The organism is Phycicoccus sp. CSK15P-2, from assembly GCF_016888005.1.
Taxonomy (GTDB): domain Bacteria; phylum Actinomycetota; class Actinomycetes; order Actinomycetales; family Dermatophilaceae; genus Phycicoccus.
This window is the reverse complement of sequence record NZ_JAFDVE010000021.1, coordinates 60,644-83,202: the sequence shown is the minus strand read 5'-3', so window position 1 is coordinate 83,202 and position 22,559 is coordinate 60,644. Positions and strand designations below refer to the sequence as shown.

Below are 22,559 nucleotides of genomic sequence, written 5' to 3'. Positions count from 1 at the left end.
AGCGGTGACGGTCATCCATCTCGGGTGGCCGTTGCCGACCACCTCCAGCACCCTACCCGCGTGCTCGGGCGGGCAGCCCTCCAACGCACGCTGTCTGGGCTTGCTCCGGATGGGGTTTACCGAGCCGGCCTGGTCACCCAGGCCGCTGGTGGTCTCTTACACCACCGTTTCACCCTTACCCGCACCTCACGGCGCGGGCGGTCTGTTCTCTGTGGCACTGTCCCGCGGGTCGCCCCGGGTGGCTGTTGGCCACCATCCTGCCCTTCGGAGCCCGGACCTTCCTCGGCGGTGGGAGACCCACCGACGCGACCGTCCGCCCGACTCGTCCGCGGGACAGTCTAGGGGTCACCCGCGCCGGAGCAGGACGGTCCCCGTCGCGACGTCGGCGGTCTCGACCCGGACGGCGACGGTGTCGCCGAGCTTCCCGCGGTCGCCCACCGCGTTCGCGAGCACCGGCAGGTCGACCAGCTGGACCTCCATGCCCTTCTCGGTGTGGTCGACGACGACGGCGTCGAGGGAGTCCCCCGTCCGGCTGCTGAGGACGGCCGCCTCGGTGGCGTCCGCGCAGGCCCGCTCGGCGGTGCGCGCCGTGCGGTCGGTGCTCCGCATGAGGTCCGGGACCTCCGGGAGCGCGGCCCGCACCTCGGCCGGCACCTCGGCGCCACGGCACAGCGCCTCGCACACGACGAGGCCGAAGCGGTCGACGAGCCGTCGGAGCGGTGCGGTGACGTGCGCGTAGGGTGCCGCGACGGCCGCGTGCTCCGTCTGCTCCGGAACGGTGCCGTCGAGCGCGGTGTACGACGCCCCGCGGAACAGCGAGGTGGCCTCGTGGATGAGGGCGAGGTGGCAGGGGTCGGTGCGGTCGAGCCCGCGGACGAGGTCGCCGTACGGCTGGCCCTCGGGCCACTCGACGCCCAGTCCCCGTGCGGCGCGCCGGAACCGGGCGACCGCCTCGTCGGTGGGCGCCGGCATGGTGCGCAGCACTCCGACCCGGGCGTCGAGCATCATCCGCGCCGCGGCCATACCGGTGAGCAGGGAGATCTGGGCGTTCCACTCCTCGGCCGCGACGGGTGGCCGGAACTCGAGGGTGAACCCGCCCTCCGGACGGGGGGTGACCTCCTGCTCGGGCATCGGCAGGCTGGCCCCGCCGCGGGCCCGCTCGCGGGCGATCCGGAGCTCGCCGACCTTGCGGAGCAGCAGCATCTGCTCGTCCGCCGTGCCGGCGTCGACGTCACGCTGCACGCCGTCGTAGTCGAGCCGCGCCGTGCTGCGCACGAGGGCCCGGTGGACCTCGGCCGTCCCCAGCACGCCCTCGGCGTCGAGCCGGAGGTCCCAGACGAACGCCGGCCGGACCCGGCCGGGCAGCAGGCTCGCGGCGTCCTCCGACAGCACGGGCGGGTGCAGCGGCACCCGGGTGTCCGGGCAGTACACGGTCTGGCCGCGCTCGCGGGTCGCGTGGTCCAGCGCCCCACCCAGCCGGACGAAGGCAGGCACGTCGGCGATGGCGTAGCGGACCCGATAGCCGTCGCCGGAGCGTTCGATGTGCAGTGCCTGGTCGAGGTCCATCGAGCCGGGCGGGTCGAGCGTGACGTACGGGACGTCGGTACCGTCCCGATCCGGGAGGTCCGGGCCGTCGGCCAGCACCCGTTCGGCCTCGGCGAGCGCGTCCGCAGGGTAGGGGCCGTCGATGCCGAGCTCGGCACGGACCGAGGCGAACCGGGCGAGCAGGGCCGCCTCGACGTCGCGGGGCGTGTCCACGTCGGTGGGCCGGAGCACGACGATGGGGTGCGGCATGTTCCCCAACCTAACCTCCGTACGCTGCCCCTGTGCTCGTCCTCCTCCCGCCGTCGGAGTCCAAGTGGAACCGTCGCCGCGGCCACCCGGCCGACCCTGCGACCTGGTCCTTCCCCACCCTCGCACCGCTGCGGGCACGGGTGGCGGCAGCGCTCGCGGAGGTGAGTGCCACGCCCGACGCCGCCGCAGTGCTCGGCGTGTCCGAGGGTGTGCTGGACGAGGTCGGCCGCAATGTCGAGCTCGCGACCCTGCCCGCCACGCCGGCGGCGCAGGTGTACACCGGAGTCCTCTACGACGCGCTCGACCTCCCCGGGCTCGACGCCTCGGCACGCCGGCGGGCCAACCGGTGGCTCGTCGTCGTCTCCGCCCTGCACGGGGCGGTCCGGCCCACCGACCGGATCACCGCCTACCGGCTCGCGATGGGCGTCACCCTGCCGGGAGTGGGACCGTTGGCGACCGCCTGGCGGGAGGCCCTCGACGCCCCGCTCACCGAGGCCGCCGGACGCGGCGTGCTCGTCGACTGCCGGTCCGCGGCCTACGTCGCCGCGTGGCGTCCCCGCGGCACGCTCACGGAGCGGTGGGTGCAGGTCCGCGTCCCCGGAGCGAGCCACATGGCGAAGCACACCCGCGGTCTCGTCGCACGGCATCTGTGCGAGGCCGGGGTGGCGGCACGGTCGGTGCCCGCGGTCGCGGACGTCGTGTCCGGAGCGTTCGCCACCACGTTGCACGAACCCGACCGTGCCGGCACGCCCTGGGTGCTCGACGTCCGGGCGCCCTGACCCAACCTTCGACACCCGGAAGCGCGACGGGTCCATCGTCCGTTGGACGTGGTGGACCCCACGGCGGACGGAGGCACATGACGGTCATCGACGGCATCGGCCGGGCGGCGCAGCGCCGGTTGGGCCACGCCCTGCGCGCCCGGGTGGCGGGCGAGGACGCCCCGGAGCGCGCCGCGGTCATCTGGGGCCGCCGTGGGGAGCGCTGGTTCCGGCCCGACGACCCCGTCTGGCGGGTGCACGCGGAGGCATCCATGTTCCCCGGCGGTGTCGCCGCCCTGCTCCTGCAGTCCCTCCACCCTTCGGCGATGGCAGGCGTGGCGGGGCACAGCGGATACCGGGGCGACCCGTGGGGCAGGCTGCAGCGGACGTCACGGTTCCTCGCGACGACGACGTTCGGCACCGTGCCGGACGCCGAAGAGGCGATCGAACGCGTCCGGGACGTCCACGACCGGGTCCGCGGTCGGGACGACGACGGTGTCCCCTACCGGGCGTCCGACCCGGACCTCCTGCGCTGGGTGCACGTCGCGGAGGCCTGGAGCTTCCTGCGCGCCTTCCAGCGTTACGCCGCCGAACCGCTCACCGACGGTGAGGCCGACACCTACGTCGCCCAGGCGGCCGTGGTGGCCCGCCGGCTCGGGGCCGCGGACGTCCCCACCGACGTCGCGGCGCTGGACGACGCGCTCACCGCCTACCGCCCCGTGCTGCGGGCCACACCGGCGGCCCGGGACGCCGCCCGCTTCCTGCTCCTCGACCCTCCCCTGCCGTGGACCGCCCGGCCCGGGTACGGGCTCATCGCGTCCGGCGGTGTGGCGCTGCTCCCGCCGTGGGCACGTCGGCAGCTGCGGCTACCCGTCACCGGGCCGGTGGCCGGGACGGCGGGCGCCCTGGGGCTCGTGGGCACCAAGGCCGTGAGATGGGCGATGGCGGGCGTCGCGGAGGAGCGTCGGGCGGCGGTCGAGGGCGACTGACCGAGGGATGAGGGCCGCCCCCCGCACGTCCGATTCACGGTGAGCCCAGGCCGTCGTCCGGCCGGTCCCCACCTCGGAGCGGGGCCCAGGCGTCAGCCGCCCGTGACGAGCTCGTCGATGCGCTCGAGCGTCGACGCCATGTTGCGCCGCGTCATCCCCTCCATCCGGCGCACGGCCGGCTTGCTGAACGCCGCCTCCTGCGAGATGTCCCAGGACTCGGTGACGAGCGTGCCGCCGTCGACCGGCTCGAGCTCGTAGCGCCAGATGCGTCCGCCGACGAACCTGCTCAGGACGCCCCCGGCCAGCGTCTGCCAGGCGATCCGGCGGTTCGCCTCGTACTCGATGACCGTGTTGCTCGTCGAGTAGGGAGCCCCGATCTTCATGTCCATCCCGAACCGGTCTCCGAGCGTCAGGCGCCGGCCGCCGCTGCGCGCGCCGCGCACCGATCCGCCGCCGTCGATCCGGGTATGGCCCGCGGGGTCGACGAGGAGGTCGAAGATGGGCTCCGGGGCCGCGGGGATGAGGCGCTGGACGGAGACGACGTCGCGAGAGGGCATGGCGCGACGCTAACAGCGCGGTGGCCTCACCGCTCAGCGCGTGGCCGCCTCGGCCGCCGCGAGGGCGTGGTCGAGGTCCTCGAGGAGGTCCTCGGTGTCCTCGAGGCCGACCGAGACCCGGACCGTGCCGTCGGTGATGCCGACGGCAGCACGGGCCTCCGGGGTGAGCCGGCGATGTGTCGTCGTCGCCGGATGGGTCGTCAGGGACTTCGCGTCGCCGAGGTTGTTGGAGATGTCGACGAGCCGGAACGCGTCGAGCATCGCGAAGGCCGCGCCCTTGCCGCCCACGACCTCGAAGGTGACGACGGTACCCGCGCCACCTTCGAGCTGACGCAGTGCGAGGTCGTGCTGCGGGTGGCTCGGCAGGTGCGGGTAGACGACCCGGGTCAGGCCCCGGCCGTCGGCCATCCACTGCTCGAGCCTCTGCGCGATGTGCAGGGTGGAGTCGGCCATCGCGCGGACCCGGAGGTCGAGGGTCTCCAGACCCTTGGTCATGACCCACGCGTTGAACGGGGAGAGGGACGGGCCGGTGTGCCGCATGAGGTTCTTCACGGGGCCGTCGATGTACTCCGCCGGGCCGAGGACGGCACCACCGAGAGCCCGGCCCTGACCGTCGATGTGCTTGGTCGCGGAGTACACGACGACGTCCGCGCCGTGCGCGAGCGGGTGGCTGAAGACCGGGGTGCCGAAGACGTTGTCGACGACGACGGTGGCCCCGGCGGCGTGGGCGAGGTCGGAGACGGCCCGGATGTCGACGAGCTCCTGCATCGGGTTGCTCGGGGTCTCGAAGAACACGGCGGTGGTCGGGGTGGCGAGGGCGTCCTGCCACTGGTCGAGGTCGGCGCCGTCCACGAACACGGTCTCGACTCCCCAGCGCGGCAGGATCTCGTCGAGGATGACGAAGCACGAGCCGAACAGGGCCCGCGAGGCGACGACGCGGTCACCCGCGCCGCACAGCGCGGCCATCGCCGTGAAGACCGCCGCCATCCCGGAAGCGGTGGCGAAGCAGGCCTCGGCGCCCTCCATGAGGCGCATCCGCTCCTCGAAGACCGTGACGGTGGGGTTGCCGTACCGGCTGTAGATGTAGTGCTCGACCTCGTCCTTGAAGGCCGCCTCCGCCTGGGCTGCGGACTCGTAGACGAACCCGGAGGTCAGGTAGAGCGACTCGGCGGTCTCGTCGAAGCCGCTGCGCTCGAGGCCGCCGCGGACCGCGAGCGTGCGCGGCCGGAGCGCGTGCTCGGGGCCCGGGGCGTCGCTCACTGCTGCCGCCAGGGCAGCCCGTCGACCTTCCAGCCGGACACGCTGCGGTGGCCGGCCGGGTCGACCGGCCCCTCGAAGCCCTCGACGATGTTGTACGCGGGGCCGAGGCCGGCCGCGGTGGCCGCCTCGGCGGCGGCGACCGAGCGCACGCCGGACCGGCACAGGAAGTAGACCGGCCGGCCGGGCTCGAGGCCCGCGGCCCGGAGCTCGTCGACGAAGCCGTCGTTGACCGCGCCCCCGGGGAAGCGGTTCCACTCGACGAACAGCGGCCGGCGCCCCGAGGAGCCGAGCTCCGGCACGCCGACGAAGGACCACTCGGCGGAGGTGCGCACGTCGACGAGCACCGCGTCGTCCGGACCGGTGACCGCCGTGTACGCCTCGGGCGGGGTGACGTCTCCTGCGTAGGCCATGCCGACGAGGGTAGACACGTCGGCACGGCCCTGTCCCGATGTCTCATCGGACACGGTGGCCCGCGTCGGTCTCCTGGCCCGCCCTGCCTCCGGTCAGGTGCGGTTGGTGAAGGCCACGGACACGTCGTCGCCCGCCCACACCTCGACGCCGGCGAGCGAGCCCGGCGCGACCGCGAGGCGTCCGGAGCGCCCTGCGGGCATCCCGAGCACGTGGCCGAGCACCGCGCGGACCGTGTCGGGCGGGCACACGACGACCGTGGTCCCTCCTCGCCCGACGACCCGTCCCCAGGCGTCCGCCGGATCCACCCCCACGTCCCAGCCGGCGTCGACGACGGGGTCCACACCGAGCGCGTCCCCGACCTCGGCCGCGGTCTCGACGGACGCCTCCCCCGGCGCCGTGAGCAGCCGGCGGGGCGCACCGCCGAGCAGCCGTTCGACGGCCTGCGCAGCCGTCCTCGACGCCGCGCCCGTGGCCTCGGCGACGAGGACCACCCGCACCGGCGTCCCGCTCCGCACCGTGGCCGGGTCGCACGCGGCGGCCTCCCCGTCCTCCGCCTCGGAGCCGACGTCGTCGTGCCGGCGGTCGACCGTCAGACCGTCCATGCCGTCGTTGGAGAGCGCGTCTGCGTCGGAGTTCTCGGCCCGCGGGATCCACTCGTAGCGCACCGACCCCCCGGCGGTGCGGATGGCCGCCGCGACGTCGCGAGCCCGCAGCGCGAGGCGCTTCATGTCCTCGTGCTTGATCTTCCAGGTGCCGGACATCTGCTCGACGACGAGCTTGGAGTCCATCCGCACGACGACGTCGGCCCCCGGCTCGATGGCGTACGCCGCCTCGAGGCCGGCGATGAGCCCGCGGTACTCCGCGACGTTGTTCGACGCCTTCCCGAGCGGCTCGGCCCGCTCGGCGAGCAGCGCGCCGGTGGCGCCGTCCCGGACGAGCGCGCCGTAGCCGGCCACCCCCGGGTTGCCGCGCGAGCCGCCGTCGGCCTCGACCGTGAGGCGCCGGCTCACAGCCCGGACTCGGGGGTGCGCACGAGGATGCGGCTGCACTCCTCGCAGCGGACGACCTCGTCCTCGTCGGCGCTCCGGATGCGGGAGATGTCGACGGGGTTGAGCTCCAGCCGGCACCCACCGCAGCGGCGCTGGCTCAGCGCGGCCGCCCCGGTACCGCCCGAGCCGGCCCGGATCTTCTCGTACAGGGTGACGAGGTCCTCCCCCACCTCGCCGACGACGGTGGGGCGGGGCGCGGCGACCTCCGTGGCCTCGGTGTCCAGGGTGGCGAGCGCCTCGTCCCGCGCGGACTCGAGCCCGGTGATCCGTTCGGCGAGCTCGGCGCGCCCGCGCTCGAGCTCGGCGACGTCGTGCTCGGCCGCCTCGGCACGCTCCATGACCTCGAGCTCGACGTCCTCGAGCTCGGACTGGCGGCGGCCGAGCGACTCGAGCTCGTGCTGCAGCGCCTGGAGGTCCTTGGCCGTGCCCACCCCCGAGTCGAGCCGCTTCTGGTCCCGCTCTGCGCGGTCACGGACGAGCTGGACGTCCGACTCCGCCTTCGCGACCTCACGCTGGACGTCACCGAGCTCGGTGCGCGACCGCACGAGCTGGTCGTCGAGGAGGCGGGCCTTGCCCTCGAGGTCGGCGAGCTCGGCCAGCTGCGGCAGGGTGCGCCGCGCGTGGGCGATCTGGTCGAGCCGGGTGTCGATGGCCTGGAGGTCGAGCAGCCGCTGCTGGCGGGCGGACTCGGCTCTCACGGGGTACCTCCCTCGTCGGCACCGACGACGAACGTCCAGGGGTCGGTGCGCACTGTGCTGATGTGGGTCTCCACCCTAGTGGCGGCCTCCCCGAGGCCGGCACGCAGCGCCCCCTCGGCCCGGGCGAGCCACACGTGCTCGCTCGCCCAGTGCCCGGCGTCGACGAGGTACGGGGTCCCGTCGCGGGCCTCCTCCCGTGCCTCCAGCGCCGGGTGATGACGCAGGTCGGCCGTGACGTACACGTCGGCGCCGCACGCCCGCACCGCGTCGAAGAGGTCGTCTCCCGAGCCCCCGAGCACGGCGACGCTCCGGACCGGGGCGTCCGGCGGGCCGGCGACCCGCACCCCACCCGCCGTCGGCGGCAGGTGGACGACCAGCGCCTCGACGAAGTCACGCAGTGTCGTCGTGGCGTCGAGCTCACCGACCCTGCCGAGCGGCCGGCCCTCGACGACGAGCAGCGGTTCGGTGTGTCCGAGCCCGCAGGCGTCCGCGAGCGCCTCGCACACTCCCTCGTCCGCGACGTCGGCGTTCGTGTGGGCGACGTACAGCGCGACGTCCCCGACGACGAGACCGGTGACCGTCGCACCCTTGGCCGAGGTCGTGGCCACCGAGTGCACGCCCCGCAGCAGCAGGGGGTGGTGGGTCAGCAGGAGGTCGGCCCCGAGGTCGCGTGCCTCCTCGACGACCGCGAGGGTCGGGTCCACGGCGAGGTGCACCCGGCGCACCGGCTGGTCCGGGTCGCCCGTGACGAGCCCCACGCGGTCCCAGGACTGCGCGTGCTCGGGCGGGTACAGGTGCTCGACGACGTCGAGCACCTCGCGCAGGGTGGGTGCCTCGTCGCTCATGTGGGCCCGGCCGGGATCGAACCGACGACCGACGCGGTGTAAACGCGGCGCTCTACCAGCTGAGCTACAGGCCCCGAAGGGCTCACCCTGCCACGGCGGCCGGGGAGCCGCGAGCATTCTGGCAGGTCGCCGTCCCGCGTGCTCAGACCGACAGCGACTCGACCTCGGCCGTCAGGCCCGAGAAGTCCCGGGCCTCCCCCACGCCGTTGACGAGCGTCCAGCGCACCGTGCGGTCCCGTCCGACGAGGAAGGTGCCGCGCAGGGCGGCGCCGGTGCGCTCGTCCAGGACGCCGTACGCCGAGGCCACCGCACCGTGCGGCCAGGCGTCGGACAGCAGCGGGAAGAAGTACCCCTGGATGTCGGCCCAGGCACGGACACTGAACATCGGGTCGCACGAGACGCACACGACCTGGAGGTCGTCGCCGACGAAGTTCTCGAGGTGGTCGCGGATCTCGTCGAGCTCCCCGGTGCAGATGCCCGAGAAGGCCCACGGGTAGAACACGACGACGACGTTCTTCTCGGCGGTGAGCTCAGAGAGCGTGACGTCGGCGCCGTTCTGGTCGCGGAGCGTGAAGTCCGGAGCGAGGTCGCCGGGCTCCAGCGGGCTCGTGCGGGTCATGGGGCTCATCCTGCCAGTCCGGGCCGACACGATCGCGCCGGACGTCGAACCCCGACGCCCGCCGCCCGGGGCCGACGGTCAGCGGCGGGCCGACTTGGGCGCGACCAGCTTGTGGGCCCGCCAGTCGTCCGCGGCGTTGAACGTCCCGGCCAGGTGCAGACCGGTGACGACCGCCGCCTCGTCGATGTCGCTGGGGTCGACCTCGTCCTCGCCCCGCGGGGTGAGCAGGACGACGAAGCCACCGTCGTCGAGGACACCCACCATGTCGACGAGCGCGTCCCCGAGGTCGCCGTCCTCGGGCCGGAACCACAGGAGGACGGCGTCGGCGACGCCGGTGTACTCGTCGTCCTCCATCTCGGCGCCGCAGGCACCCTCCACCGCGAGCCGGAACGCGTCGTCCACGTCGGTGTCGTAGCCGAACTCCTGGACGACGAGCTCCCGGGCGAAGCCGAGCCGCTCGACGGCACCGGAACCGGCGGAGCCGGGATCAACCGGCGGAGGGGCGGGGGTGTTCACGCTGTCAACCTCTCATCTCTGACGACCCTGCGCGGCCTAGTCCACCAACCGCGGCGCGTCCGGTGCAAGAGGTGCGACCGCGAGCGGCGTGTCCCCGGACGTCGCGGTGCCGGTGCGACGCCGCGCCACGCGGGTGCGCTCGCCGACGACGTCGAGGAACCGTTCGGCGTCCGGGACGGTCAGGTGCCGCACCCCCGCGGACACCGGGCCGGGCGTCGAGACGAGCTTCGCGCTCGCGAGGCCGAGCCGGGCCTCGATCGGGCCCTGGCCGAGGGTCGTCGACTGCACCCGCGCGTACGGCACGATGGCGACGCGGCGTCCGAGCCTCCCCGAGCGCAGGTGCACGGTGGCGTCGGAGAGCGCGTAGCCGATCCGCCGCCAGGACAACGGGTCGAACCAGCGCGCGGCACGCGGCGGGCCCACCCAGCCGCCGTCCGGGCCCGAGCCGTGCAGTGCCGTGGCGACGAGCGGGTCGTCCGACCGGGCACCGAGGATCGCGAGGACCGCGAGCGTCTCCTCCAGCGTGCCCACCGGCAGCAGGGTGGTCTCGCCGTCGTCACCGTCGCTGCCGTGGACACCGGCGACGTTGACCCGTAGCCGCCACCACCCGAACGGCCGCCACCACAGCGGCTGGACGGCCTCGACGGCCTGCACGCGGTGCAACGGCACGCTCGCGGCCCGCAGCTCGGTGAGGCCGTGCCGGATGCGCAGGGCGGTCCCCGTCCGGCTCAGCGCGAAGTTGCCGTGGACGAGAAGCTCCTTGACCCGCACGACCCCGAGGCCGAAGACCACCGGGACGAGGGCGGGGGCGGCGCCGAGCACGACGACCCCGAGCTCGAGCGCACCGGCGGAGCCGAGCGCGAGAGCGGCGATGAGCGCGAGGGCCAGACTCGACCCGTGGAGGATGGTCGCGACGAACAGCCGCCCGTTCGGCACCGTGACGACCGGCTCCTCCTCGGTGGCCGCGCGGTGGGTCGTGACCCCCACGGGCCCGTCTCCGGGCCCGACCACGGCCCCCGCGACCGTCTCGTCGGCCTGTCCGGCCAGCTCGAGGAGGTGGGCCCGCACCTCCTCCGCGCGAGCCTGGTGCAGGTAGGCGAGGGCGAGATGGGAGTCCGACCCCCCGGCCGACTGGACGACGACCTGCGAGAGCCCCGTGAGCCGCGCGAGCAGCGGGCGGGTGGTCTCGACCGCCTGGATGCGCTCGAGGGGCACCTGCCGGTGCTGTCGGAAGAGCACCCCCGAGCGCAGCTCGACCTGTCCGTCCGCGACCCGGAAGCGCGCGAACCGCCACGACACCCAGCTACCGACGCCGATGAGGGCCAGCACGACGACGAGCACCGAGGCGCCGACCAGCGGCATGCGGGCCAGGAACTCCAGCCCCTCCGTCGTGTCCGGTGCACCCGGGACCCCGAGCGAGTCGTCGACCGAGCGCAGCGTGCGGTCCACGACACCGCTGACGAGGTAGCCGACCACGGCGACGAGGAAGAGCCCCCCGCGGAGCATCGGCGACAGCGGGTGCAGCCGCTGCCAGCCCTCGTCGCCGGTCCGGTCCTCGGGCGGTTCGGGCGGAGGCTCGGCGGTGCTCACAGCCCGGCCCGCTGGGCCTCGCCGCGACGGGCGAGCCGCGCCCGCAGCTCCTCGGCCTCGGCGGTCGGTAGGCCCGGCAGCGCGCCACCGCTCTCGGGCGAGGCCGTGTGCAGCTCGCAGGACGCGATGCCGAAGGCCCGCATCAGCGGACCGGACTGGATGTCGACGTACTGCAGCCGTCCGTACGGGACGCTGACGAGGGTCCGGAACAGCCGGCCCCGGCGGATGACGATCTCCTCGTCGAGCTCGACCCAGGAGATCGCGCTGACCTGCCTCCGGACGATCCAGACCCCCCACGCGGCGACGAGCAGCACGGCGAGCGTCCCGAGCCACACCCACGGGGTGACCAGGACCGCGACGACGACCGACACCACGAGCGGGGCGACGAGCACGCACCCGAGGACGATGAGCCGCACCGTGGCGAGGGCGGAGGAGACCGGCCGCCAGCCGAGGTCCCCACCGCGCAGGGTCACGTGGTCGGAGTCGTCCCCCGTCGGACCGGGCGACCCCGTGAGCGTGTCCGTCATGGCCACAGTGTGCCCGAGGACGTCGCCGGGACACCGGGCCGGGGCCGGGGTGTGTTTGGATGCCGTCATGGGTCGGGTCACCACGCGCGTCCCGCGCACCCGGGTCGACCTCGGGCGCGCGGCGACCGTGGGGCGCCCGGACACGGTCGCCGTCGAGGAGCCCCTCGAGGTGCGCGTCGACGGAGCCGTCGTCACGACGACGATGCGGACCCCGGGCGACGACTTCGACCTCACCCTGGGCCACCTGGTCACCGAGGGCATGGTCGCCGGCGCTGACGCCGTGGCGACGATGATGCACTGCACCGACCTCGGGCCGGACGGCTCGCCCACCTTCAACGTCGTCGAGGCCGCGCTCGCCCCGGGCGTCTCGCTGCTGCGTCCCGCCCGTGACCGCACCGAGGCCATGACGAGCGCCTGCGGGGTGTGCGGTGCTGCCTCGGTGGACGCCGTGCGCACCGTGAGCCGGGTCGACGTCGCGGCCGACCCGGTCACGGTCACCCCGGAGGTGCTGGCGTCCCTGCCGGACGCGCTGCGCGAGCGTCAGCCCGTCTTCGACCGCACCGGTGGCGTGCACGCCGCCGGCGTCACCACCCCCGACGGCACGGTCCTCGCCGTGCGCGAGGACGTCGGCCGGCACAACGCGGTCGACAAGGTCGTCGGCGCCCTCGCCCGAGAGCGCGACCTGCCGTTCGCCGGGACCGTGCTCGTCGTCAGCGCCCGGGCCAGCTTCGAGATCGTCCAGAAGGCGGCCGTGGCAGGTGTCCCGGTGGTCGTGGCCGTCGGGGCACCGACGTCCCTCGCCGTCGAGCTCGCGGCCGAGAGCGGCATCACCCTCGCGGCGTTCGCCCGCGGCCCACGCTTCTCCCTCTACAGCCGCACCGACCGCGTCCGCGCCTGACCGCCCTCGACGTACCGTCCAGTAGGGGGACCCGGGTTGTGACGGAGGCCGCGTCAGGGTGAAAGATGGGAGGAACGGCCCCCGACCGGGGCACGGTTCGCGAGCGCGGAAAGGACGAGCGCGTGGCTCTCCACGAAGACGTCGGACCCATCCTCAACGGCATCCCGACGCACCTGCCGGACATCGACCCTGGTGAGACAGCGGAATGGCTCGCGAGCCTCGACTCCGTCATCGACGGACCGGGCCGGATGCGCGCCCGCTACCTCATGCTCCGCCTCCTCGAGCGCGCTCGCGCGATGCAGGTCGGGGTGCCCTCGCTGACGACCACCGACTACGTCAACACGATCAGCCCCGAGCAGGAGCCGTGGTTCCCCGGCGACGAGGACGTCGAGCGACGCTTCCGCGCGTACCTGCGCTGGAACGCAGCCATGGTCGTGCACCGCGCGCAGCGACCGGGCGTCTCCGTCGGCGGCCACATCTCGACGTACGCGTCCGCGGCGACGCTCTACGAGGTCGGGATGAACCACTTCTTCCGCGGCAAGGACCACGAGGGCGGCGGCGACCACGTCTTCTTCCAGGGGCACGCCTCCCCCGGGATGTACGCCCGGGCCTTCCTCGAGGGCCGGATCAGCGCCGAGCGGCTCGACGGCTTCCGCCAGGAGAAGTCGCACGTCGTCGACGGCTCGCCGCTCGCGCTGCCCAGCTACCCGCACCCGCGGCTCATGCCGGACTTCTGGGAGTTCCCCACGGTGTCGATGGGCATCGGCCCGATGAACGCCATCTACCAGGCCCAGTTCGACAAGTACCTGCACAACCGCGGCATCAAGGACACCTCGCGGCAGCACACCTGGGCGTTCCTCGGCGACGGCGAGATGGACGAGCCGGAGTCCCGCGGCCTGCTGCAGCTCGCGGCGCAGGAGGAGCTCGACAACCTCACGTTCGTCGTCAACTGCAACCTGCAGCGGCTCGACGGACCGGTGCGCGGCAACGGCAAGATCATCCAGGAGCTCGAGGCGTTCTTCCGGGGTGCCGGCTGGAACGTCATCAAGGTCGTCTGGGGTCGCGGCTGGGACCCGCTGCTCGCGGCGGACGGCAACGGCGCGCTCGTCCACCTCATGAACTCCACCTCGGACGGCGACTACCAGACCTTCCGGGCCAACGACGGCGCCTACGTCCGCGAGCACTTCTTCGACCGCGACCCGCGCACCCGCAAGCTCGTCGCGGACTGGTCCGACGACGACATCTGGTGGAAGCTCAAGCGCGGCGGGCACGACTACCGGAAGGTCTACGCGGCGTACAAGGCGGCGCTCGGCCACACCGGCCAGCCCACGGTCGTCCTCGCCAAGACCATCAAGGGCTACGGCCTCGGCACGTCCTTCGCGGGCCGCAACGCCACCCACCAGATGAAGAAGCTGAGCCTCGACGACCTCAAGGGCCTGCGGGACTCGCTCGACATCCCGGTCACCGACGAGCAGCTCGAGAAGGACCCGTACGACGCGCCCTACTTCCACCCGGGCGCCGACGACGACGTCATCCGGTACGCCCTCGAGCGCCGCTCGAAGCTCGGCGGCGGGCTGCCCGAGCGCCGCTCCCGCCACGTGCCCCTCCACCTTCCCGGCGACTCGGCGTACGAGCAGGTCAAGAAGGGGTCGGGCAAGCAGGAGGTCGCCACGACGATGGCGTTCGTCCGGCTCCTCAAGGACCTCATGCGGGACAAGGAGTTCGGCAACCGGATCGTGCCGATCATCCCGGACGAGGCCCGCACGTTCGGGATGGACTCGTTCTTCTCGACGATCAAGATCTACAACCCGCACGGGCAGCGCTACACCCCGGTCGACGCCGACCTCATGCTCGCCTACCGCGAGGCCACCGACGGGCAGATCCTCCACGCGGGCATCAACGAGGCAGGCTCGATGGCGGCGTTCACCGCGTCCGGGTCCTCGTACGCCACGCACGGCGAGCCGATGATCCCGGTGTACGTCTTCTACTCGATGTTCGGGTTCCAGCGCACCGGCGACTCGATCTGGGCGGCCGCCGACCAGATGACCCGGGGGTTCCTCATCGGGGCCACGGCCGGGCGGACGACGCTGACCGGTGAGGGCCTGCAGCACGCCGACGGCCACTCCCCGCTGCTGGCCTCGACCAACCCGGCGGTCGTCCACTACGACCCCGCGTTCGCGTTCGAGATCGCGCACATCGTCCAGGACGGCCTGCACCGGATGTACGGCTCGGACGACTCGCTCACCGACGACCAGCGCAACGTCATCTACTACCTCACGGTCTACAACGAGCCGATCCGCCAGCCGGCCCAGCCCGAGGACCTCGACCGTGAGGGCCTCGTCAAGGGCATGTACCTCTACGCCGAGGGCTCCGAGGAGGGACTGCCGACCGACGCCCCGCGGGTGCAGCTGCTCGCCTCCGGGGTCGCGATGCCGTGGGCCCTCGAGGCACAGGAGCTGCTGCGGGACGACTGGAACGTCGTCGCGGACGTCTGGTCCGTCACGTCGTGGAACGAGCTGCGACGGGACGGCCTCCGCTGCGACGAGGAGCGCTTCCTGAACCCCGAGCAGGACGCCCCGACGCCGTGGGTGACCGAGAAGCTGCAGGACCGCAAGGGTCCGACGGTCGCGGTGTCCGACTACATGCGGGCCGTCCAGGACCAGATCGCCCCGTGGGTGCCCGGCGAGTACGCGACCCTCGGCGCGGACGGCTTCGGCTTCTCCGACACCCGTCCCGCGGCCCGTCGCTTCTTCCACATCGACGGTCCGTCGATGGTCGTGCGGGCCCTCGAGATGCTCGCCTCCCGGGGCGAGGTCGAGACCTCGGTGCCGAAGGAGGCCATCACCCGGTACCGGCTGCACGACGTGACGGCCGGGACCTCCGGCAGCCTCGAGGGAGCCGACGCCTGACCCTTTCGCCTGATGCCGGAACGTTCGGTCACGCACCCCGAAGCTCGGGGTGTCCGACCGGAGGTCGCGGTGCGTCCGGCAACCGTGACCCCGACATCGGAGGAACGTCCATGATCGTCGCGTTCAGCATCGCCGGTACGCCCGACGAGTCCGGCTCCTACGCCGAGTCCGTCGCCGAGGTCGTCCGCATCGTCCGGGCGTCCGGCCTGCCGCACGAGACCAACTCGATGTTCACCAACGTCGAGGGCGAGTGGGACGAGGTGATGGCCGTCGTCAAGCGGTGCGTCGACGCGATGACGGCGCACTCGCCCCGGGTCTCGCTCGTCGTCAAGGCCGACATCCGCCCCGGGCACACCGGGATGCTGGAGTCGAAGGTGCGCCGGGTCGAGGACCTCCTCGACGAGGGCTGACGCCGGGCGGCGACTGAGGGCCGGACGCCGCACGGCGTCCGGCCCTCAGTCGTCGCGCTCGGGTCAGGAGTGGAGGTCGAACCGGTCGTTCTCCATGACCTGGACCCACGCGGCGACGAAGTCGTCGAGGAACCGCTGCTCGCCGTCGGCGCTGCCGTAGACCTCCGCGATCGCGCGCAGCTGGGCGTGCGAGCCGAAGACGAGGTCGGCGGCTCCGGCGCTCCAGCGGCCGTCGCTGCTCTCGTAGACGTCCTCCTGGGCGGAGGTGGACCACGTGACGCCCGGCGCCAGGACGGTGGAGAAGAACCCGTTCGTCAGCTGTCCGGGGGTCTCGGTGAGCGAGCCCCCGACGCCCACGGACCGCAGACCACCGACGAGAGCGGTCATCTGCGGCGCGGTGAGGCCGAGCATGAAGGCGCGCTCGAGGAGGAGCTGTTCCGGACGGGCCTTGTCGCCGGAGCGCAGGTACCCGCGGAAGCCGTCGGCACGCGGCTCGAGCCACGCGACCGACTCGACCTCGGTCATCTCCTGGGTGGCGTCGGTACGGCCCGGCGTGAAGGGGACGGTGAGCTCGTGCCCGGCGTCCTTCGCCGCCTTCTCGAGCCCTGCGGAGCCGCCGAGGACGATGAGGTCGGCCAGCGAGACGGACCGGCCGCCCGCGTCGTCGAAGTCCTTCTTCACGGACTCCAGCGTCGACAGGACGGAGGCGAGCTCATCCGGCTCGTTGAGCTCCCAGGAGCGCATCGGCTCGAGGGCGATCCGGGCGCCGTTGGCCCCGCCGCGCATGTCGGTGCGCCGGAACGACGCCGCCGAGGCCCACGCGGTCCTCACGAGCTGCTGCACCGTCAGGCCGGAGTCGAGCAGCGCCTGCTTGAGCTGCGCGACGTCGTCGTCGGTGAGCGCATCGCCCGTGCGGGCCGGGACGGGGTCCTGCCACAGCTGGGGCTCGGCCACCCACGGCCCGAGGAACCGCTCGACCGGGCCCATGTCGCGGTGGAGCAGCTTGTACCAGGCCTTGGCGAAGGCGAGCCGGAACTCCTCGGGGTTCTCGTGGAACCGCCGCGAGATCTTCTCGTACTCCGGGTCGAAGCGCAGCGAGAGGTCAGTGGTGAGCATCGTCGGCGGACGCGACAGCGAGCCGTCCTCCGGGTCGGGGACGGTGTCGGCCCCGGCCCCGTCCTTCGGCTGCCACTGGTGCGCGCCGGCCGGGCTCTTGGTCAGCTCCCACTCGAAGCCGAAGAGGTTCTCGAAGAACTTGGTGCTCCACTGGGTCGGTGTCTGGGTCCAGGTGACCTCGAGACCGGAGGTGATGGCGTCGCGGCCCTTGCCGCTGCCGTGCTCGCTCTTCCAGCCCAGGCCCATCGCGTGGACGGGGCAGCCCTCCGGCTCGGTGCCGACGAGGTCGGGGTCTCCCGCGCCATGGGTCTTGCCGAAGCTGTGGCCGCCGGCGATGAGGGCGACGGTCTCCTCGTCGTTCATCGCCATCCGGCCGAAGGTCTCGCGGATGTCGCGCGCGGCCTTGACGGGGTCGGGCTCGCCGTTCGGCCCCTCGGGGTTGACGTAGATGAGGCCCATCTGGACCGCGCCGAGGGTCTGCGTGAGCTCACGGTCGCCGCTGTAGCGCGCGTCGCCGAGCCAGGTGTCCTCGGTGCCCCAGTTGACCTCCTCCGGCTCCCAGACGTCCGGGCGGCCGAAGCCGAAGCCGAAGGTCTCGAAGCCCATGTCCTCGAGCGCGACGTTGCCGGCGAGGACGAGCAGGTCGGCCCAGGAGACGGCCTGGCCGTACTTCTGCTTGACCGGCCAGAGGAGCCGGCGCGCCTTGTCGAGGTTGGCGTTGTCCGGCCACGAGTTGAGCGGGGCGAACCGCTGCTGCCCGCGGCCACCACCTCCGCGGCCGTCCTCGACGCGGTAGGTGCCGGCGGCGTGCCAGCTCATCCGGATGAAGAGCGGGCCGTAGTGCCCGAAGTCCGAGGGCCACCAGTCCTGCGAGGTGCGCATGACCTCGACGAGGTCGGCCTTGAGGGCGTCGACGTCGAGCCCGGCGAACGCCTCGGCGTAGTCGAACGTGCCGCCGAGCGGGTCGGCCTTGGCGTTGTTCGTGTGCAGGACCGACAGGTCGAGCTGGTCGGGCCACCAGTCCTGGTTGGTGCGGGGCCGGGCCCCGGTGGCGGGCGTGGGGCTGTCGATCGCCGGGTTCTCGCTCTCGCTGCCCTGCGGGGTCACGCCGGAGTGCTGGTCGGTCACGTGGGTCCATCTCCTGTTCGATGCGGGTGGTACGGATCGTGGTCGGACGCGCCTGTGGTGGCGCACGAGGAGCAGGTGCCCCAGTACACGACCTCGGCCTCGTCGATGGTGAAGCCGTGGTCGTCGGACGCGGTGAGGCACGGGGCCTCCCCGACGGCGCAGTCGACGTCGGCGATCGTGCCGCAGCCGCGGCAGACGACGTGGTGGTGGTTGTCGCCCACACGCGACTCGTAGCGTGCGACGGAGCCCGGGGGCTGGATACGGCGGATGAGGCCGGCATCCGTGAGCACGCGCAGGACGTCGTAGACGGCCTGGTGCGAGACGGCCCCGAGACCCGCGCGGACGACGCGGGTGATGGCGTCGGTGTCGGCGTGCGGGTGCTCGTGCACGGCACCGAGAACGGCCAGGCGCGGCCGCGTGACGCGCAGCGCGGCGTCACGGAGCATCCGGTCGTACGTCGAGGACATCGACGCCCAGCATTGCGGCTTTTCTGGAACCGGTCAAGAACTGCTGTTCAGGGCGGCGCGTCGCCCGTGCAGGCCGGTCGTCCGCTCCCGTCTCACCCGGCCGCGCGACCCCTCAGCCTCTCCCGGGCGGCGACGCAGACGTCCGGCTGGTCGCAGAAGACGCCGTCGACCCCGGCGCGCAGGTACTCCAGCACCTCGTCGGCCATCCGACCGTGCGCTGCCGGGTCGGCGCCGACCCGGTGGTCGGCAGGGAGAAAGGTGTTCTCCGCCCGGAAGGTCCAGGGGGTCACCGCGAGCCCCGCGGCGTGTGCGTCCGTGACGAGCCGGGTCGGCCCCCCCAGGCTGTCGTCGGCCTCCCACGGGATGACGAGCCGCTTGTCCGGACCGATGGCGTCCACGGTCCTGGCGAGCCGCCGCAGGGAGCGCGCCGAGAGCATCTCCTCGTAGGTCCGAGGCACGCCGGCGGCCTCCAGGTCGTACGGACCACCCGTGCGGCTCGCGAGGAACACGAGGCGGGCACGGTAGTGGTGGCGCTCGCGCAGGGCCACGAGGTTGGTCCACTCGAACGACTGCGTCCACAGCGGGGCGTCCCGGTGGTTGAGCCCGGCGCGGGTCACGGCCCGGACGAGGGCCCGCTCGGGGTCCAGACCGGCGGCGTGCAGGTACGTGGAGTGCTTGATCTCCGGGATGATCCCGATGCTCCGGTGGTACTGGCGGCTGAGCCGAGCCCGCAGCCGCAGGACCTCCTCGAACGTCGGCACGGGGTACGCGCCGTCGTACGCGGCACTGTCGGGGCGCAGGTCGGGGAGCCGCTCGACCGCGCGCAGCGTCCGCAGCTCGCCGAGGGTGAAGTCCTCGACGAACCAGCCCGTGACCGCCTCGCCGTCCACCGTCCTGCTGGTGCGGCGGTCCGCGAACTCCGGGTGCGAGGCGACGTCGGTCGTCCCGCTGATCTCCGGCTCGTGGCGGTCCACGAGGACCCCGTCCTTGGTCATGACGAGGTCGGGCTCGATGACGTCGGCCCCCATCCGTACGGCGAGCTCGTAGGCGGCGAGGGTGTGCTCGGGGCGGTAGCCCGACGCGCCGCGGTGGGCGATGACGAGGGGCTGCGCGGCGTGGCGCGGGTCCTGGTGGCCGGCCGACGCCGTCGCTGCGGACGGGACGGCGAGGGCTCCGAGAGCGAGCATGGTCACGGCGACTCCTGTCAGGCGTCGGATCATGGCTTCGACGCTAGGGAGCGACGGGCGAACGGCGGCCCACGTCCACGTGACCGTTGGCCGTCGGGTCGGCGAAGACCACCCGACACACGAGCGTCGTCTTTGTAGATATTCGGAGTCCTGCATATACTTGCACCGTGTCCAAGGTCCTCACCTCCCTGCCCGTCGGCGAGCGCGTCGGCATCGCCTTCTCGGGGGGTCTCGACACCTCCGTCGCCGTCGCGTGGATGCGCGAGAAGGGTGCGGTCCCGTGCACGTACACGGCCGACCTGGGCCAGTACGACGAGCCCGAGATCGACACCGTGCCGGGCCGTGCCGGGCAGTACGGGGCCGAGGTCGCCCGGCTCGTCGACTGCCGTGCCGCGCTCGTCGAGGAGGGCCTGTCCGCCATCGCCTGCGGCGCCTTCCACATCCGCAGCGGTGGCAAGACCTACTTCAACACCACCCCGCTCGGCCGGGCGGTCACCGGCACACTCCTGGTGCGCGCGATGCAGGCCGACGACGTGCAGATCTGGGGTGACGGCTCGACCTTCAAGGGCAACGACATCGAGCGGTTCTACCGCTACGGGCTGCTCGCCAACCCCGACCTGCGCATCTACAAGCCGTGGCTCGACGCCGACTTCGTCGCCGAGCTCGGCGGCCGCCACGAGATGAGCGCGTGGCTCACCGAGCGCGCCCTGCCCTACCGGGACAGCCAGGAGAAGGCGTACTCGACCGACGCCAACATCTGGGGTGCGACGCACGAGGCGAAGACGCTCGAGCACCTCGACACCTCGCTCGAGGTCGTCGAGCCGATCATGGGCGTGCGCTTCTGGGACCCCGCCGTGAGCATCGACTCCGAGGACGTCACGGTGTCGTTCGTCGAGGGCCGCCCGGTGGCCGTCAACGGCCTCCGGCTCGACCCCGTCGCACTGGTCCGTGAGGCGAACACGATCGGTGGCCGGCACGGCCTCGGGATGTCGGACCAGATCGAGAACCGGATCATCGAGGCCAAGTCCCGCGGCATCTACGAGGCACCAGGGATGGCGCTGCTCCACATCGCCTACGAGCGCCTGCTCAACGCCGTCCACAACGAGGACACGATCACGAGCTACCACCAGGAGGGCCGCCGCCTCGGCCGGCTGCTCTACGAGGGGCGCTGGCTCGACCCGCAGAGCCTCATGCTGCGCGAGTCCGTCCAGCGCTGGATCGCCTCGGTCGTCACCGGCGAGGTGACCCTCCGGCTGCGGCGGGGCGACGACTACACCGTCCTCGACACTCGCGGCGAGAACTTCAGCTACCACCCCGACCGGCTCTCGATGGAGCGCGTCGAGAACGCCCCGTTCGGGCCGATGGACCGCATCGGCCAGCTGACGATGCGCAACCTCGACATCGCCGACAGCCGCGCCAAGCTCGAGCTGTACGCGAACCAGCCCGTCGACCAGGGGCAGCTGCTCGTCGAGAACGGCACGCTGTTCGGCGAGCTCCCTGCCGGTGGCTACGACCGCATCACGGACAACCCGGCGGTCGACGGGGACGAGGAGGACGCGCTCGACCGCGCGGCGATGGAGCTCGGCACCGACTGAGCGCTCGCTTGTCCGGGCCGCACAAATACACTGCGGGGATGACCACCGCCTCCTCCGCCGACACCCGCGCCCGGGTGACCCGTGCCGCGGGTGACCTCGGAGCTCTCGCGGTCAAACAGATGGAGGCCGACCACGAGTGGTTCCGGGCGCTGTCGGCGGAGAACCGTTCGTGGGTGGGGCTGGTCGCCCAGGCCGGCATCACGAGCTTCGTCGACTGGTTCGGCGGCGACCAACGCACCCCGGCGGTCATCGCGGACGTCTTCGGCACCGCGCCCCGTGAGCTGACCCGGTCCATCTCGCTCGCCCAGACCCTCGACCTCATGCGCACGGTCATCGGCGTCGTCGAGCGCGAGATCGCCGGGCTCGCCGCGCCAGGCGAGGCCGACCTCGCCCGCGAGGCCGTCCTGCGCTACAGCCGTGAGGTGGCGTTCGCGGCGGCCGAGGTCTACGCGGAGGCCGCCGAGTCCCGCGGCGCGTGGGACGCCCGGCTCGAGTCCCTCGTCGTCGACGCGGTCATCCGGGGTGAGGCCGACGAGTCGATGCAGTCCCGGGCGGCCGGACTCGGCTGGGGCGACGTCACGGACGTCGCGGTCGTCGTCGGCTCCACCCCACGCGGCGCGAGCGGTCCCGTGGTCGACGAGCTGCACCGCACCGCGCGCCGCACGGGCCTGGAGCTCCTCGTCGCCATCCACGGCCCGCGCGTCGTCTGCATCGGGGGCCGGGTCGCCGACCCGATGGCGCTCGCGACCTCGCTCGACCCACAGCTCGGCGACGGGCCACTCGTCGTGGGCCCCACGGTGCCGCACCTGTTCGCCGCGGGGCGCAGCGCGCGTGCGGCCATCTCGGGCCACACGGCCGCTCGCGCCTGGCCGGCCGCGCCCCGTCCGGTCCATGCCGACGACCTCCTCGCCGAACGTGCCCTGCTCGCCGACCTGCCCGCACGGCACGCTCTCGCCCAGCGGATCGTCCGGCCGCTCGAGGAGGCGAGCGGAGGCGCCCTGCTGGCCACCGCGGCCGCCTACCTCGACGACGGGCTCGGCGTCGAGGGCACGGCCCGGACGCTCATCGTGCACGCCAACACGGTGCGCTACCGGCTCGCGAGCATCGAGAAGGCGACGGGCTACGACCTCACCGACCCGCACGACGCGCAGACCGTGCGCACCGCCCTCGCCTTCCACCGCCTCGGCCCGGCGACCCGGACCACACCACGATGACCGCGCACACCGCAACTGTGGG

Annotated in this window: 21 protein-coding genes, 1 tRNA gene and 1 other RNA gene; 7 read left to right on the top strand and 16 right to left on the bottom strand. The window is 73.1% G+C overall.

Translation table 11 applies throughout. The features are described 5' to 3' along the window. Both rnpB and JQN72_RS12770 read right to left on the bottom strand, forming a co-directional pair. Nucleotides 1-325: RNase P RNA component class A (gene rnpB / locus JQN72_RS12775), an RNA gene on the bottom strand; the annotation flags it as partial. A 20-nt stretch (nucleotides 326-345) separates the two neighbouring features. Next, nucleotides 346-1,794 (bottom strand): RNB domain-containing ribonuclease, encoded by a 1,449-nt coding sequence (locus JQN72_RS12770; protein ID WP_204134119.1) that lies wholly within the window; start codon nucleotides 1,792-1,794, stop codon nucleotides 346-348. A 32-nt stretch (nucleotides 1,795-1,826) separates the two neighbouring features. On the opposite strand from JQN72_RS12770, the gene JQN72_RS12765 reads away from it, so the two are divergent. Both JQN72_RS12765 and JQN72_RS12760 read left to right on the top strand, forming a co-directional pair. Further along, complete coding sequence (locus JQN72_RS12765; protein WP_204134118.1) at nucleotides 1,827-2,573, top strand: YaaA family protein; 747 nt, start codon at nucleotides 1,827-1,829, stop codon at nucleotides 2,571-2,573. Between the two features lie 77 nt (nucleotides 2,574-2,650). Further along, nucleotides 2,651-3,541 carry an oxygenase MpaB family protein gene (locus JQN72_RS12760; RefSeq protein WP_204134117.1) on the top strand — a complete coding sequence of 297 codons (891 nt, stop codon included), beginning with the start codon at nucleotides 2,651-2,653 and terminating at the stop codon, nucleotides 3,539-3,541. Nucleotides 3,542-3,633: 92 nt separating this feature from the next. Here the strand turns inward: JQN72_RS12760 and JQN72_RS12755 are convergent, their stop codons facing one another. The 11 genes from JQN72_RS12755 to JQN72_RS12705 form a co-directional block, all read right to left on the bottom strand. Next, complete coding sequence (locus tag JQN72_RS12755; RefSeq protein WP_204134116.1) at nucleotides 3,634-4,098, bottom strand: SRPBCC family protein; 465 nt, start codon at nucleotides 4,096-4,098, stop codon at nucleotides 3,634-3,636. Between the two features lie 33 nt (nucleotides 4,099-4,131). Beyond that, nucleotides 4,132-5,358 carry an O-succinylhomoserine sulfhydrylase gene (locus tag JQN72_RS12750; RefSeq protein WP_204134115.1) on the bottom strand — a complete coding sequence of 409 codons (1,227 nt, stop codon included), beginning with the start codon at nucleotides 5,356-5,358 and terminating at the stop codon, nucleotides 4,132-4,134. Next, entirely contained in the window at nucleotides 5,355-5,768 is a 414-nt protein-coding gene (locus tag JQN72_RS12745) for a rhodanese-like domain-containing protein (protein ID WP_204134114.1), read from the bottom strand. Before JQN72_RS12745 ends, JQN72_RS12750 begins: the two co-directional genes overlap by 4 nt. Nucleotides 5,769-5,861: 93 nt before the next feature. Then, nucleotides 5,862-6,779, bottom strand: a complete 918-nt coding sequence (locus JQN72_RS12740; protein WP_204134113.1) for a reverse transcriptase-like protein — start codon at nucleotides 6,777-6,779, stop codon at nucleotides 5,862-5,864. Continuing rightward, nucleotides 6,776-7,516, bottom strand: a complete 741-nt coding sequence (locus tag JQN72_RS12735) for a zinc ribbon domain-containing protein (RefSeq protein ID WP_204134112.1) — start codon at nucleotides 7,514-7,516, stop codon at nucleotides 6,776-6,778. Before JQN72_RS12735 ends, JQN72_RS12740 begins: the two co-directional genes overlap by 4 nt. Continuing rightward, entirely contained in the window at nucleotides 7,513-8,361 is an 849-nt protein-coding gene (locus JQN72_RS12730; RefSeq protein ID WP_204134111.1) for a Nif3-like dinuclear metal center hexameric protein, read from the bottom strand. Before JQN72_RS12730 ends, JQN72_RS12735 begins: the two co-directional genes overlap by 4 nt. A 1-nt stretch (nucleotide 8,362) precedes the next feature. Continuing rightward, nucleotides 8,363-8,435 (bottom strand) — tRNA-Val (locus JQN72_RS12725). Between the two features lie 68 nt (nucleotides 8,436-8,503). Next, the gene (locus JQN72_RS12720; protein ID WP_239100146.1) at nucleotides 8,504-8,980 is read right to left on the bottom strand and encodes a peroxiredoxin; all 477 of its coding nucleotides are present in this window, start codon (nucleotides 8,978-8,980) and stop codon (nucleotides 8,504-8,506) included. A gap of 78 nt (nucleotides 8,981-9,058) precedes the next feature. Next, nucleotides 9,059-9,496, bottom strand: a complete 438-nt coding sequence (locus JQN72_RS12715; protein ID WP_204134109.1) for a DUF3052 domain-containing protein — start codon at nucleotides 9,494-9,496, stop codon at nucleotides 9,059-9,061. A 36-nt stretch (nucleotides 9,497-9,532) separates the two neighbouring features. After that, entirely contained in the window at nucleotides 9,533-11,086 is a 1,554-nt protein-coding gene (locus JQN72_RS12710; protein ID WP_204134108.1) for a PH domain-containing protein, read from the bottom strand. Further along, a complete protein-coding gene (locus tag JQN72_RS12705; RefSeq protein WP_204134107.1) occupies nucleotides 11,083-11,613 on the bottom strand; it encodes a PH domain-containing protein in 531 nt (176 codons plus the stop codon). Before JQN72_RS12705 ends, JQN72_RS12710 begins: the two co-directional genes overlap by 4 nt. 67 nt (nucleotides 11,614-11,680) lie before the next feature. Between JQN72_RS12705 and fdhD the strand changes: the two genes are divergently transcribed. The 3 genes from fdhD to JQN72_RS12690 all read left to right on the top strand — a co-directional run bounded on the left by fdhD (nucleotide 11,681) and on the right by JQN72_RS12690 (nucleotide 15,830). Continuing rightward, complete coding sequence (gene fdhD, locus JQN72_RS12700) at nucleotides 11,681-12,511, top strand: formate dehydrogenase accessory sulfurtransferase FdhD (protein WP_204134106.1); 831 nt, start codon at nucleotides 11,681-11,683, stop codon at nucleotides 12,509-12,511. 122 nt (nucleotides 12,512-12,633) lie between these two features. Next, nucleotides 12,634-15,420: a pyruvate dehydrogenase (acetyl-transferring), homodimeric type gene (gene aceE / locus JQN72_RS12695; protein WP_307812428.1), complete on the top strand. Its 2,787-nt coding sequence runs from the start codon at nucleotides 12,634-12,636 to the stop codon at nucleotides 15,418-15,420. Nucleotides 15,421-15,530: 110 nt separating this feature from the next. After that, a complete protein-coding gene (locus JQN72_RS12690) occupies nucleotides 15,531-15,830 on the top strand; it encodes a thiamine-binding protein (protein WP_204134104.1) in 300 nt (99 codons plus the stop codon). Between the two features lie 63 nt (nucleotides 15,831-15,893). Here the strand turns inward: JQN72_RS12690 and katG are convergent, their stop codons facing one another. From katG to JQN72_RS12675, 3 genes are all read right to left on the bottom strand, one after another. Continuing rightward, a complete protein-coding gene (katG, locus tag JQN72_RS12685) occupies nucleotides 15,894-18,074 on the bottom strand; it encodes a catalase/peroxidase HPI (RefSeq protein WP_204134103.1) in 2,181 nt (726 codons plus the stop codon). Continuing rightward, nucleotides 18,071-18,541 (bottom strand): Fur family transcriptional regulator, encoded by a 471-nt coding sequence (locus JQN72_RS12680; protein ID WP_204134102.1) that lies wholly within the window; start codon nucleotides 18,539-18,541, stop codon nucleotides 18,071-18,073. Before JQN72_RS12680 ends, katG begins: the two co-directional genes overlap by 4 nt. Before the next feature lie 92 nt (nucleotides 18,542-18,633). Next, nucleotides 18,634-19,761, bottom strand: coding sequence for a glycerophosphodiester phosphodiesterase (locus JQN72_RS12675; RefSeq protein WP_204134101.1), 1,128 nt, complete (start codon nucleotides 19,759-19,761; stop codon nucleotides 18,634-18,636). Nucleotides 19,762-19,895: 134 nt separating this feature from the next. Between JQN72_RS12675 and argG the strand changes: the two genes are divergently transcribed. Together argG and JQN72_RS12665 are read left to right on the top strand one after the other, a co-directional pair. After that, nucleotides 19,896-21,323: an argininosuccinate synthase gene (gene argG, locus JQN72_RS12670; protein WP_204134100.1), complete on the top strand. Its 1,428-nt coding sequence runs from the start codon at nucleotides 19,896-19,898 to the stop codon at nucleotides 21,321-21,323. 38 nt (nucleotides 21,324-21,361) lie between these two features. Continuing rightward, complete coding sequence (locus JQN72_RS12665; RefSeq protein ID WP_239100145.1) at nucleotides 21,362-22,537, top strand: CdaR family transcriptional regulator; 1,176 nt, start codon at nucleotides 21,362-21,364, stop codon at nucleotides 22,535-22,537. Nucleotides 22,538-22,559: the final 22 nt, after the last annotated feature.